Below are 13,168 nucleotides of genomic sequence, written 5' to 3' on the forward strand. Positions count from 1 at the left end.
TAAATAAAATATTGGTCGAACTGTTAGAGAATCATCAAATTGAGTTTAGACTATGCTATTTCGTAGAGAAATATCGTTTTTCGTTTTCTACATCACATGACTACTATCTATAAATTAGTCGTATTCGCACAAAATGTTTAAAATAGCAATTATCGGCCCGGAATCTACAGGGAAAACAGCACTGGCAAAACAGTTGGCCGAGTATTATAACGCTCCATGGGTTCCTGAATATGCGCGCGACTATGTGGAAAATCTGACAAACCCGTACACCTACGAAGACGTTTGTAATATTGCATTAAAACAAATAGAGTTCGAGAAGTTTTACGAAAATAATGCTTCTGAAGCTAAGTTTGTTTTCTTCGACACTGATTTAATCATCACTAAAGTGTGGTTTTCTTACTGTTTTGATAAAATTCCCGAGTTTTTATTAGATCAATTACACTCAGGCTTTTTCGACGCCTATCTGCTTTGTGCCCCCGATTTACCTTGGGAGCCGGATCCTGTCAGAGAACACGGTGAAGACAGAGAGTATTTTTTCAATTGGTACAAAAGAGAAATTGAAGAAACAAAGAAAGCCTATGTTATTATAACCGGAGTTGGGGATCAGCGCATGAAAAATGCAATAACTGCTTTACAATCTCTGAAATTCTAAACACTGTTTATATATTATGAACAACGAATTATTAGAATCAATAAAAAAACTTTCTCAGCTGGAAGGTTTCAAAGATGTCTGCCATGAGCAGTCCAATAACGAACCAATGCCTTCGACGGATGTACTGAAGGAAATAGTACAACTGGCACGTTCGATACTATTCCCCGGATATTTCGGCGATTCTGCAGTAAATCCTAAAACAATGATGTATCACATTGGTGTGAACATTGATAGACTGCATCTGCTATTGGTTCAACAGATTAAAGCCGGTATGTGTTTCAACTGCCAAAGTGGAATGAAGAGTCAGGATGAAATAGAACAAACTGCGGGAAGAAAAGCTATCGACTTTATTATTCAACTGCCAGAGATTCGAGAAAAATTGCATACCGATGTTATTGCTGCATACAATGGCGATCCGGCTGCTAAAAGTTTTGGAGAAATTATTTTCTGTTACCCCAGCATTCGTGCCATAAGCAATTACCGCATAGCGCATGCTTTGCTAAAGCTCGATGTGCCGCTTATTCCCCGAATAATTACCGAGATGGCGCATTCCGAAACCGGGATAGATATTCACCCCGGAGCAAGAATAGGCAATTATTTCACCATAGACCATGGTACCGGCGTGGTAATCGGCGAAACGGCAATCATTGGCGATAATGTAAAAATGTATCAAGGTGTTACGCTGGGCGCTAAAAGCTTCCCGCTGGACAAGGATGGCAATCCGATTAAAGGCATTGACCGGCATCCTCATATAGGCAATGACGTAATTATTTATTCCAACTCTACTATTTTAGGCAATATCACTGTAGGCGATGGTGCGGTCATTGGCGGTAACCTCTGGATTGACAACAATGTTACTCCCGGGGCAAAACTGTCGCAAAACAAAAATATGAGCAAATAATAAAAGGAACGAAGAGCAAAAATCAGAACGAAATTATACAATCAACACAAAAGAATAAAAGAAAAAGAATTATATGGAATTTGAAATGTTAGCGAAAACCTTTCGCGGATTGGAAGAAGTACTGGCCGCCGAATTAGTAAGTATAGGGGCAAATAATGTACAAATCCAACGGAGGGCTGTTAGTTTTACGGGCGATAAAGCTCTGATGTACAAAGCAAACTTGTACAGCCGGACGGCTTCACGCATACTGAAACCAATTTTATCATTCGACGCTTCAAATCCCGACGAAGTTTACGAACAAGTAAAAAAAATAAACTGGAGCAACTACATGTCTGTGGACAGTACTTTTGCCATCGACTCTACCGTTTTTTCGGAAGAGTTTCGCCATTCAAAATTTGTGGCCTATCGCGTAAAAGATGCTATTGCCGACTGGTTCATGGAGAAATATGAACGTCGACCATCAGTTCGTTTGGACGGACCACAGATGATGATCAATATTCATATTGCTGCTACTCGCTGCACGTTGTCATTGGACAGTTCGGGCGAATCGCTCCACAAGCGCGGTTACCGGGTAGCTCAGACCGAAGCTCCACTAAACGAAGCATTGGCTGCCGGAATGCTTCTAATGGCTGACTGGAAGGGACAATCGAACTTTTTAGACCCCATGTGCGGATCAGGTACTTTATTAATAGAAGCAGCCCTGATAGCGCTTAATATACCACCCGGAATTTATCGTTCTTCTTTTGCATTCGAAAAGTGGAATGACTTTGAAGAGGAACTTTTTGATACGCTATACAATGACGATTCGTACGAACGTCCGTTCAACTTCAAAATATACGGATCGGACAACTCGCCGCGGGCGATAAAAATAGCCGAGCAGAATATTAAAAGTGCCGGACTAAGCAAGTATATCGACCTACAGATTATGCCTGTTCAGAAACTGGAAGCTCCTGCCGAAAACTGTATGATTGTAACCAATCCTCCCTATGGTGAGCGTATCACTTCGGATGATATCTACGGACTATATGCATCGCTAGGCTCTACCGTGAAGCACAAATTTCCGGGCAGCACTGTTTGGATTATCAGCTCCCACGAAGAATGTCTGGATAAAATAGGCCTGAAACCCACCGAACGCATCCGTTTGTTGAACGGATCGCTCGACTGTTGGTATTGTCGTTACGACATTTTTGCAGGAAAACGAAACGACTTTCTGGCAAACAAACGGGGAAACAAAGGATAAGTCACAAATATTTCAAAAATAATACACTGGCTTTCAATCGGTTCAAAAGTGCAACTACTGAATTAGGTATTTAAAACGGTTCAACTATTTGTCAGTTCCAAAAAATACCTTACTTTTGCACCGCAATCGCCCAGATGGCGGAATTGGTAGACGCGCTGGTCTCAAACACCAGTGGATTCACTTCCATGCCGGTTCGATCCCGGCTCTGGGTACTTTCAAAGTAAAACCTCAATTGATTATCAATCAATTGAGGTTTTTTGTTTTTATTTCTTCCCCACATTTTCCCCACTCAAGTAAATTTGGGTCAATGTAAATATCCGGTGGAGTGAGAATACTAAACTACGCCAAACTGAGGTAATAAGTTTATATTTTTATCAGCATTGACAAGATTTACAATCAACTTCGGACTGTATTGAACAAATTACATTGAACTGTTGTAATATACATAGAGTAATACAGCAAGAGTAATCAACTAAATATTAGATGCGTATGAAGAAATTACGATACAACATAAAGATCAATGCACCTGTAAGCAAAGTCTATGATGTTATGCTTGGCATTAGCAATAAAGCTACTTATGAGCAATGGACAGCGTTGTTTAACCCTACATCCACTTATGAAGGTAGCTGGAATAAGGGAAGCAAAATGCATTTTATCGGAGTGGATGAAAATGGAGAAAATGGAGGAATGGTTTCGGAGATAGCAGAAAACATTCCGAACCGGTTTGTGTCAATCCGGCATTACGGCCTTTTAAAGGCTGATAAGGAAATAACCGAAGGCCCTGAAGTAGAGAAATGGGCTTGTGGATTTGAAAACTATTCATTTGAAGAAATCAATGGAGTGTCTGTGCTTAATGTTGAACTGGATACTCCCGATGATTTTGAAGATTTTATGAACGAAACTTATCCATTGGCACTCGATAGGCTTAAAGAAATATGTGAAGAATAAAATATCACGGTTTATACAAAATCTTCATATCCATTGCTACTTGGAAATAGTTGTTTCTTAGAAAACAAAAAAGTCTGACTCATTATCTGAGTCAGACTTTTTTTTTATAGCACCATGTTTTATTTCGTAGGTTTCATTACTACTTCCATAACGTTGCCCTGGCTTACCAATTTTGCTAAAGTAGATTGAATCGACTGTGGAGTGATTGCTTCTACTGCATTTTTATAGTTGTCCACATAATTTATCTGATTATGATAGTAGCTTTCTACTGTGTTTAACCACCATCCGTTCTCTCTCAGATTTTCATTATAAGTTTTCAGCAAGTTTTGTTTTACCTTTTGAACGTCTTCTGTTTTCGGGCCATTCTTCACAATTTCGTTTACCTCATCGTAAATCATTCCAATAAGTTTGGCTTGTTTAGCAGGATCGGTATCAAATTGCATGAGTAAAGTTGCATTGTCTATCGGTTGATGGCTAATGCCTGCACGAACGCCTACACCGTAGGTTCCACCTTCTTTCTCACGAATGGATTCGGTGTATCGTATATCCAGTATATCGCCAATGGCTCCAACCAATGTGTTATTCACAATATTGTAAGGCATTGCGCCGTTATATAGTACCAGATTGCTTGCTTTCGCAGTTTTCATATCTTTTTCGAATGTATTCGAAACTTTTCCCTGCGGTTTACGTATATTGTTGTCCGTAAATTTTTCCAGTACCTTGGTTGTTTTCAAACCTCCAAGATATGTACAAATAGCATTGCTTACTTTCACATTGTTTGGATCAACATTTCCAGCCAAGATAAACGTAAAATCAGCTGGGTTGGCAAATCGTTCTTTGAAAAATGCTAATGCTTTATCCTGATCTACCTTAGTGATAGTGTTCAGATTCATAATTACAGTACGCGGATTGCGGTTGGTAACCAAAGTGTTTATAGTGTCGGAGAATGCTTTACGGGGATCCGTAGCACTATTTGCCAAACTGGTGCGATACATGTTTATTAATGCGCTAAAAGCATTGTCGTCCTTGCGGGGAGCAGTGTAGTATAAATACACCAACTGCATCATGGTTTCAAAATCATTTACCGAAGATTTTCCTCCAAAGCCTTCTTCGTAATTGGTAATCTGAGGTTGAACGCTAACTACTTTTCCTGTTAGAATTTTATTCAAATCTACTTGTGAATAGCTGCCTAATCCGTTGTTGCCAACAATGGTAGATGCTAATGTGGCTGAAGGTAGAAGCGAAATATCTTTTACTTTGGAAAGACCTCCTTCGCTGTATGCACTTAGCAATATTTCATCTTGTTTAAAGGTAGTAGGTTTGAAAATTACCCGTACACCATTGCTCAGCGTCCATTCTGTGGTACCAAGTTTTGGGTTTTGTCCTTTCTTAATTACTTTACCAGCAACAGGTGCTTTCTCTACCAACGGTTTATTCAGTGTTTCTTCTGCTTTAGCTGTTAGTTGAGCTTTGCCTGCTTCTGTAATAGCTGCAAGAACCTGATCGTTGTTTGGAACCTTCACAGTTGGTTTTTCGGGCGAGGTGATAGTTACCAACAGATTTTTCTCGGTAATATATGATTTTGCTACCTGATTAATTACATTGACTGTTAAGTTCGGCAAAATAGCCTGAATTGTTTGATACTCCCATTCTATGCCGGGAACAGGTTCGTTGTGTAAGAAATTCCGAACGTATTCAGTTACTAAACTGTTGTTTTTCCGATGATCACGATCTTTGTAGGATGTTTCAAATTGTTTTAGCATATTGGTTTTGGCTCTTTCCAACTCAGCGTTTGTAAACCCGAAACGTTTGATTTTCTCAGCTTCAAGCAACAATGCATTTAATCCCTCTGCTTCTTTTCCTTCTCTGGGCACAGCCAGCATCGTGAATGCATCTTTGGATTTTACCAATTCGCCATAACCTGCCATAGCTCCCACAAAAGGTGCATTAGCTTGTTGTGTGATTTCGTTAAAACGTTCTCCGATAATAGTGGAAATCAGATTGTCAGCAATACCCTTAGCGTATCCCTGTACCGAAAGCTGAATTTCGGCAGGAAGTTTTTCGTGCTTGTACTCAAGCGTAATGCGGGTTACGTTAGCCTCTTTGTCAGAAACTAAAGCTACGATGGGTTTGTCATTGTCTGCAACAGTGTATATCGGGCGTTCTCCAGCATTTTCTTTCTTTGGAATTGAAGAGAATAAAGTTTTTATTTTAGCTTCAATTTTATCTACGTCGATATCTCCAACTACTAAAATAGCCTGCAAATCCGGACGATACCATTTCTTATAATAATCTCTGATGACATCATACTTAAAGTGTTTAATTACAGCTGTATCACCTATTCCGTCTCTTATTCCATATTGCGATCCGGGATATTTAATTTTGTTCGATTCTTTCCACATTCTGCGGTCCGCACCAAAACGCGTACGCCATTCTTCCATAATAACACCGCGTTCACTATCAATTTCTTTATCATCAAGGGTTATATAGCTCGACCAGTCGTGCAAAACAAGTAATGCGCTGTCAACCACTCCTTCTTGAATAGTTGGTACATCCGATAAATTATAGACTGTTTCGTCAAGAGCTGTATAAGCGTTAATATTTTCACCGAATTTCACACCGTGTTTTTCAAGAAAACTAATTACTCCTTTTCCGGGGAAGTTTTTGGTGCCGTTAAATGCCATGTGTTCAAGAAAATGCGCTAAACCGTTCTGATTATCGTTTTCAAGAATAGAACCAACATTCTGTGCAATGAAAAACTCAGCACGTTGTTTTGGTTCAGCATTAGCACGAATGTAGTAGGTTAAACCGTTGTCTAACTTCCCATAGCGTATTTTAGGATCAAGCGGAATAGGTTGTACCTGTTGAGCCCCGGCCTGTAGTGCCAGCATGAGCATCAAACTTACGGAAAACAACCTGAAAAGATTTTTTTTCATAATTGAATTGTTTTTTGAATTGATGATTGTTTATTAGAGAATAATATTCGCAGTTAAATCGGTTACAAAGGAAAGTATAATTAGTGAAATAACAAAATCATTTTATTGTTTCTCGATAATTATTTATTAATCTGCATAGATTTTAGACCGATATTCCAATATTTCTATTGTTTTAACCGGTTTACTTGTTGAGGCGCTTTGATAAATAATGTACTTTTGTAATGTAAAAACATAACACAATGTCAGAAGAATTGTTTATTCCTGTAGGATCAGGGAAAAAAGAGATATATGAAACCTTACTCCCGCAAATAGCAGCGCTGATAGAAGGCGAAACTGATTTTATTGCCAATCTGGCAAATATTACGGCAGTTTTAAAAGAGTCGTTTGGTTGGTGGTGGGTTGGTTTCTATATTGTGAAAGAGGATGTGTTGGTGCTTGGACCGTTTCAGGGACCAATTGCCTGTACGCGTATACGTTTAGGGAAAGGTGTTTGTGGTACAGCCTGGAAAGAAGAAAAGAGTCAGTTTGTGCCGGATGTCAATTTATTTCCGGGACATATTGCGTGTAGCAGTAGCTCTGTTTCCGAAATTGTAGTCCCGGTTTTTGACAACCAAGATAAGGTAATCGCTGTGCTGGATGTCGACAGTGAACGCTACGATGTGCTTGATGAAACAGATGTTACTTATCTCGAAAAAATAGCTAAGATTGTAACTAAATCACTTGTATAAACAAAATGTCATTCCAGATAAGAATGACATTTTGTTTAATATAGAGAATAAGGTATTTATTTTAGAGCTTCTAAGTTTTCAGGAGTTTGTATGCTTTTTGCTCCGGTGGAATACAAGCCTTCTATTCTCGCGGCGTATCGTTCTTCTACTTTACCACGCATTATTTTCATGGTGCTGTTTACCAATCCGTTTTGTTCGCTGAACGGCTCGCCAATTACAGCTACAGCTGAAGGAAGCCAGCGTTCGGGAAACAGTCCTTCCAATCTTCCGCCCTTTTTGTATTCATTTATTTCTTTCTGAAGTTTATTCAGCGCTAACTCTTTAGCTTCATTACTATCCCAGCTTAGTTGCGGTTTCTTTTCTTTTACATAGCGTTTAAGCGCTTCTTTATTGGGAACAATCAGAGCAGTTGTGTAAGGGTTCTGGTTGTTGTAGAGCACCACCTGATCTATGTATCGAGAGTTATCAGCTATAGATTCTTCAATTCCTTCCGGACTGTATTTTTCTCCATCACTCGATATCAGCAGACTTTTAAATCGTCCAACTACATACAAAAATCCATCATTGTCCATATAGCCCATATCGCCAGTATGTAACCAACCGTCTTTTATCGTTTCGGCAGTGGCTTTTTCATTTTTAAAGTATCCTGCCATGACATTCTCGCCTTTTATCACGATTTCCCCTTTTTCGTAATTTGGAAGTTGCTTTCCTTCAGAATCGTAAATTTTCAGTTCCAACGGCTTTACCAAGTAGCCCGATGATCCAAGTTTGTGATGTTTCAGCCCGTTGGATGAAATGATCGGAGTTGCCTCGGACAGTCCGTATCCCTGAAACATAGGAATACCTATTGCATAATAAAAGCGCTGTAGATCAATATCTAATAATGCACCGCCTCCAATGAAGAAATCAAGATTTCCACCAAATGCTTCGCGCACTTTCTTGAATAATATTCTGTCGAATAATACGATAAGTGGCTTTTTCAATATCTGTAATCCTTTTCCTTTGTTGTATCCTTCTTTATTGTAAGAATAAGATAGATTTAGGGCAAAGTTAAACAAGCGGTTTACCATATCTCCCTGCGCTCGTATGTTAGCCTCAATATTCTTTTTGAAGCTTTTAGCAAGTGCTGGAACACTAAGCAATATATTTGGTTTTAATTCTTTGATATTTATAGGTATATTCTTTAATGTCTCCATGCCGGTTTTACCGCTCTGAACGGTTCCAACACTTGCGCCTAAAGCCATGAAACTGTAGAAGCCCGCCACATGAGCAAAGCAATGATCCAGTGGAAGAATTAGTAGTGTTCGGGTAGAGGTGGAAATGTCCATCAGCGTCAATGCTTGCTCTACATTTGCCGTGTAATTTCTGTGTGTTAGCATTATTCCCTTTGGATCGGCCGTAGTGCCTGAAGTATAAGTTATATTTGCCAGATCATCAGGTTTTATTGCCTCAACTCTGCGTTGTACCGCTTCGGGCTGCGTTTTCAAAAGTTGTTTCCCATCTGCAATCAATTTGCTTATCGGGATCTCGAGCTCCTCATATTCTGTCTGGTCATCAAGTATGATTACTTTCTTTATCAGTGGAAGCGACTTTATTATAGCACGTATCTTTTTCAATTGACCGCCCGAAACAAAAATATATTTTGTTTCAGAATGAATTAGGCGGAATATCAAATCATTACTTTCTTCGAGTTTTATTGATAAGGGAACATTCACTGCGCCTGCATGCAGTATGCCCAGTTCTCCTATAATCCAGGCATTTCTACCTTCCGAAAGCAATGCCACTTTATCATACATTTCTATTCCAAGCTGTATTAAACCGGCAGCCAGGTGTTGCGCTTGTTGTTGCGTTTCAAGGTAAGTTGTAGGAACAAACTCGGTGGTTGTTTTTTCCCATAAAAAAGGATTTTGTGCAAATCTTTCTACACTGCTGTTGAGTAAGTCTATGATGGTAGGTTTCATTTATCTGTGATATTATGTTTGTGTTTTACCATGATTTTTGTAATGAAAGATATTCGTTTCTTCTTGCAAAGATACTAAATCAGTATTAAAGTTGAGCAGGAATAACAGTTCTGGTATATGTACACAAAAAAGCCTGCTTAATTGCAGGCTTTTTGTTGGATTTAAATTTTATTGCTTATCAAAGAAGAAGTCGCATCGCCGGTTCGGGCGGTATCTTACACGCGGCTCTATAATCTTCCCTTTTCCATTGACAATAATATGATCGGAAGGTATTTTCCACATTTTTACCAATTCGGCTTTTACCCTTTCGGCTCGCTTTTTACTCAGCGTTTCGTTATACGGATTCTTTCCCAAATAATCGCAATAACCACGAACTTCTACATACAGACTTGGGTCGGCTTTCATTTTGAAAGCTATTTTACTGATAGTTTCAAGCGCATCATTGTCTAAATCAATTCTGTCAAAGTCAAAATATACTGTCGGTGTATCGTCAAAGCCATTATTCCCATTGGATTTCGAGTTGTTGACAGATGATGAATTACTATTTATAACAATGTTTTTCATGGGTTTACCCCAGAAGTCTACAGGCGTATTCGGAGGCGTGTGGGGGTCGTTATCTCTCACATCGGGTACACCATCGCCGTCGGAGTCAGGACCATCATTGGATAGGAATCGGGCAATAGAGTCAATCTTTCTTCCCTGATTATCAACTTTCTTATCCAGCTTTTTCAGTTCCTTATCTAACTTGTTTATTCTGTCTGAGTTCAGGGTGGCTAAAGCCAGTCCTTCATCAGGCGAAAATTCATTCATTCTGATATTTCGTAGATGGTCTTTTTTTATAGCATTTACTTTATATCTAAGAAAGAGGCTTCCCATTATGATTCTATCATTGGTTACACCCTGATAAGTTCTTACTCCTTCTAAATTATCTTTTGTGTAGGTGATATACCTTACTTTTGCTCCAAGTCCTAGTGCCTTACTAACATTGTATTCAAGCGAAAAGCTTACAGGAATACAGCCTGAATTGCCGTTTGGAGGAGTGATGGGTGCGACAGGGTTTGCTTGTGGTATAGGCTGCACATCGAAATTGTACGATGCAAAACCCAATCCGACCGATCCATTAACTGATAGTTTTGAGTTATTTTGTGGGAAAAGCATGCGCGAGAAGTTTATCGTCATGCTCAGGGAAATATTGTTTAGTTTAGTATTGAAGGTATCCTGCGGACTGGAATAAATTCCTGTAAAAGGAAGTGACAAATAATCAAAAGAGACTCCCCAAATAGGTGTCAGAGCACATTCTAAATTAACACCAGCCGAGAAGTTGTTACTGGTGGTAACAAATGCACTGGTTAACTTTTGAGCGGCATCTCCATCAAATTTATTAATCCCGACTTCAGGTGCTAATGACCATCGCGAAAAATGTTTATTTTCCGGATATGCCTTAACTGTTAATACAAGTAGAATTACAAATAATTGAAATCTTTTCATGTGGATTGGAAAGATTAAAACTCAGTAAATAATTTTATTCTTCACTGAAGTTCCTAAATATGAGCGTCAAAGATAGCATTATATTTTATTTAATAATGTTGATGTAATATTATGTAATATTACATTTTATTACAAATTCACCCCTTTATTTAATTAATATGCTGTTTTATAGATATGTACGTATTTTTTGGCTTAATAAAAATAATTCATAATTTATTGCATATTTATCTTATTTTCATTGTTTAGTACAATAAATTATAGCAAAATGCAAGGGTAAGAACCCAATTTCACAGAAAAGGTATGGATGAATCAGGTGGAATTTTCTATAAAATAAGTGATTACTGTGACATTTCTACCTTCTTGGTAGCTTCCATATTCTTGTTACGGTAATCAACTCTTTCTACCACATTTTGGGCAAGAGCTCTAAATGATAAAGATAATATTGAGTTTTCATCAACCGAAATAGGTCGTCCGGAATCACCTCCTTCACGTATGCTTTGCACCAATGGAATTTGTCCGAGAAGCGGAACATTCAATTCTTCGGCAAGTCTTTTTCCTCCTTCTTTACCAAAAATATAGTATTTATTCTCAGGTAATTCAGCAGGCGTAAACCAAGCCATATTTTCTACAATTCCAAGAACTGGTACATTTACCTTTTCGCCGGTAAACATGTTGACACCTTTTCGGGCATCAGCCAGCGCTACTTCTTGTGGAGTGGTTACAACTATCGCACCCGAAATTCCCATGGTTTGTACCAATGTCAGGTGAATATCGCCTGTGCCCGGAGGTAGATCCATTACGAAGAAATCCAGTTCGCCCCAGTCTGCATCAGTGATAAGTTGTTTAAGCGCATTACTCGAAACTGCACCACGCCAAACTAACGCCTGAGCCGGATCCACAAAAAAGCCTATGGACAGAATTTTCACTCCGTATTTTTCTATGGGTGTAATTATATGTCGACCTTCTGTTTCAACTACCTCAGGATGCGCCGATTCTACTCCAAACATCTTGGGAATCGATGGTCCGTGTATGTCTGCGTCAAGCAATCCAACTTTATAGCCCAAAGCTGCCAGAGAGATAGCAAGATTACATGAAATGGTCGATTTTCCAACACCTCCTTTTCCGGATGAAACTGCAATAATGTTCTTTACATTGGGCAGAATTGAAGTCGGCTTTGGTTTTGGAACTTCTTTTGTGATAATTTCTATATTGCCTTTTATGTCAATGTCTTCGCTAATGTACGTGAGAATCGCCTGTTCAGCAGCCTTCACGACCGATTTAGCAAATGGGTCATTCGGCTTCTCGAAAAAGATTGAAAATGTTACTTTGTTTCCTTGTATCTGGATGTTGTCCTGAACCATGCCTGAAGAAACAATATCTTTTCCGGTTCCGGGATAACGGACGTGTACTAAAGCATCAAATATTAACTGAGGGTGTAATGTCATAATTATTTACGTGTTTTTATTACCGCACAATAAATTATACTGTGGGTCTGTCCTGTAACAAGTTTTCTCTTTGAAATGTTTTGCGTTTTATCAAATTCCAAGTTATACGTCCAGGTTGTGTCTTTTACTTCTGCCAAAACTGCGATAAGCATCGTGCTCAATTTCAACATCAGGCTCTATTAACGTCTCTTTCTTTTCGAGTAAAAACTGGATGTACTTGATGGTCAATCCACGTTCAAGCCATTGTTGCTCGTAGTAGGTTTTTATTCCTAAAATGGGGTCTTGTAAGTCGGATGAGTATAAATCATTATTAGAGAAAACCACCTTGAAATTATTAGCTTTCACCATCTCACAAGTGTAGGTGAACATAAAATTGCTATCGGTTTTCAAATGAATAATTCCGTCAGGCTTTACAAATTGCTGGTATGATTTGATAAAATTAGTGGCTGTGAGGCGTTTTGTGACTTTTTTCATCTGTGGATCAGGGAATGTAAGCCAGATTTCACTGACTTCATTCTCTGCAAAAAAATGATGAATCATCTCAATATTGGTTCGTAAAAAGGCAACATTCGTCATCCCTTTTTCGTGTGATTCTTTAGCTCCGGTCCACAGTCGAGCTCCCTTAATATCAACACCTACAAAGTTTTTTTCGGGATACAGTTTTCCCAGACCTACTGTATATTCTCCTTTTCCACAACCTAATTCTAAAACAATGGGATGATTGTTTTTGAAAAACATCTCATTCCATTTTCCTTTCATGTCGAATTCAATTCCTTCGCGTATAGCATGTGATGAAACCTGAAATACGTGCGGAAATTCTTCCATATCGGCAAATTTCGCCAATTTATTCTTACCCACTTTTTACTTAG

General features: G+C 38.8%; 9 protein-coding genes, 1 tRNA gene and 1 pseudogene. 6 read left to right on the plus strand and 5 right to left on the minus strand.

Annotated features, from left to right (window positions below):
* Positions 1-133: 133 nt before the first annotated feature.
* From PALPR_RS11970 to PALPR_RS11990, 5 genes and pseudogenes are all read left to right on the plus strand, one after another.
* Positions 134-652 carry an AAA family ATPase gene (locus PALPR_RS11970; protein WP_013445898.1) on the plus strand — a complete coding sequence of 173 codons (519 nt, stop codon included), beginning with the start codon at positions 134-136 and terminating at the stop codon, positions 650-652.
* 16 nt (positions 653-668) lie between these two features.
* Positions 669-1,553 (plus strand): serine O-acetyltransferase, encoded by an 885-nt coding sequence (locus PALPR_RS11975; RefSeq protein WP_013445899.1) that lies wholly within the window; start codon positions 669-671, stop codon positions 1,551-1,553.
* 73 nt (positions 1,554-1,626) lie between these two features.
* Positions 1,627-2,763: pseudogene (locus tag PALPR_RS11980) on the plus strand (RNA methyltransferase); the annotation flags it as partial.
* A gap of 158 nt (positions 2,764-2,921) precedes the next feature.
* Positions 2,922-3,005: transfer RNA gene (locus tag PALPR_RS11985), tRNA-Leu, on the plus strand.
* Between the two features lie 277 nt (positions 3,006-3,282).
* Positions 3,283-3,741, plus strand: coding sequence for an SRPBCC family protein (locus tag PALPR_RS11990; RefSeq protein WP_013445901.1), 459 nt, complete (start codon positions 3,283-3,285; stop codon positions 3,739-3,741).
* Positions 3,742-3,860: 119 nt separating this feature from the next.
* Here the strand turns inward: PALPR_RS11990 and PALPR_RS11995 are convergent, their stop codons facing one another.
* Positions 3,861-6,677 (minus strand): M16 family metallopeptidase, encoded by a 2,817-nt coding sequence (locus PALPR_RS11995; RefSeq protein WP_013445902.1) that lies wholly within the window; start codon positions 6,675-6,677, stop codon positions 3,861-3,863.
* Positions 6,678-6,916: 239 nt separating this feature from the next.
* Between PALPR_RS11995 and PALPR_RS12000 the strand changes: the two genes are divergently transcribed.
* The gene (locus tag PALPR_RS12000; RefSeq protein ID WP_013445903.1) at positions 6,917-7,405 is read left to right on the plus strand and encodes a GAF domain-containing protein; all 489 of its coding nucleotides are present in this window, start codon (positions 6,917-6,919) and stop codon (positions 7,403-7,405) included.
* Between the two features lie 56 nt (positions 7,406-7,461).
* Here PALPR_RS12000 and PALPR_RS12005 read toward each other — a convergent pair whose 3' ends face one another.
* From PALPR_RS12005 to trmB, 4 genes are all read right to left on the minus strand, one after another.
* Positions 7,462-9,366 carry an AMP-dependent synthetase/ligase gene (locus tag PALPR_RS12005; RefSeq protein ID WP_013445904.1) on the minus strand — a complete coding sequence of 635 codons (1,905 nt, stop codon included), beginning with the start codon at positions 9,364-9,366 and terminating at the stop codon, positions 7,462-7,464.
* A gap of 168 nt (positions 9,367-9,534) precedes the next feature.
* Positions 9,535-10,854, minus strand: coding sequence for an OmpA family protein (locus tag PALPR_RS12010; protein ID WP_013445905.1), 1,320 nt, complete (start codon positions 10,852-10,854; stop codon positions 9,535-9,537).
* 338 nt (positions 10,855-11,192) lie between these two features.
* The gene (locus tag PALPR_RS12015; RefSeq protein ID WP_013445906.1) at positions 11,193-12,299 is read right to left on the minus strand and encodes an Mrp/NBP35 family ATP-binding protein; all 1,107 of its coding nucleotides are present in this window, start codon (positions 12,297-12,299) and stop codon (positions 11,193-11,195) included.
* 102 nt (positions 12,300-12,401) lie between these two features.
* Positions 12,402-13,157 carry a tRNA (guanosine(46)-N7)-methyltransferase TrmB gene (gene trmB / locus PALPR_RS12020; RefSeq protein WP_041620399.1) on the minus strand — a complete coding sequence of 252 codons (756 nt, stop codon included), beginning with the start codon at positions 13,155-13,157 and terminating at the stop codon, positions 12,402-12,404.
* Positions 13,158-13,168 lie beyond the last annotated feature (11 nt).

Source organism: Paludibacter propionicigenes WB4 (assembly GCF_000183135.1).
Classification (GTDB): Bacteria; Bacteroidota; Bacteroidia; order Bacteroidales; family Paludibacteraceae; genus Paludibacter; species Paludibacter propionicigenes.

Coding starts and splice junctions, on each gene's coding strand:
- PALPR_RS11970 (WP_013445898.1), top strand. CDS start 134: ATGTTTAAAATAGCAATTATCGGCCCGGAATCTACAGGGAAAACAGCA.
- PALPR_RS11975 (WP_013445899.1), top strand. CDS start 669: ATGAACAACGAATTATTAGAATCAATAAAAAAACTTTCTCAGCTGGAA.
- PALPR_RS11990 (WP_013445901.1), top strand. CDS start 3,283: ATGAAGAAATTACGATACAACATAAAGATCAATGCACCTGTAAGCAAA.
- PALPR_RS11995 (WP_013445902.1), bottom strand. CDS start 6,677: ATGAAAAAAAATCTTTTCAGGTTGTTTTCCGTAAGTTTGATGCTCATG.
- PALPR_RS12000 (WP_013445903.1), top strand. CDS start 6,917: ATGTCAGAAGAATTGTTTATTCCTGTAGGATCAGGGAAAAAAGAGATA.
- PALPR_RS12005 (WP_013445904.1), bottom strand. CDS start 9,366: ATGAAACCTACCATCATAGACTTACTCAACAGCAGTGTAGAAAGATTT.
- PALPR_RS12010 (WP_013445905.1), bottom strand. CDS start 10,854: ATGAAAAGATTTCAATTATTTGTAATTCTACTTGTATTAACAGTTAAG.
- PALPR_RS12015 (WP_013445906.1), bottom strand. CDS start 12,299: ATGACATTACACCCTCAGTTAATATTTGATGCTTTAGTACACGTCCGT.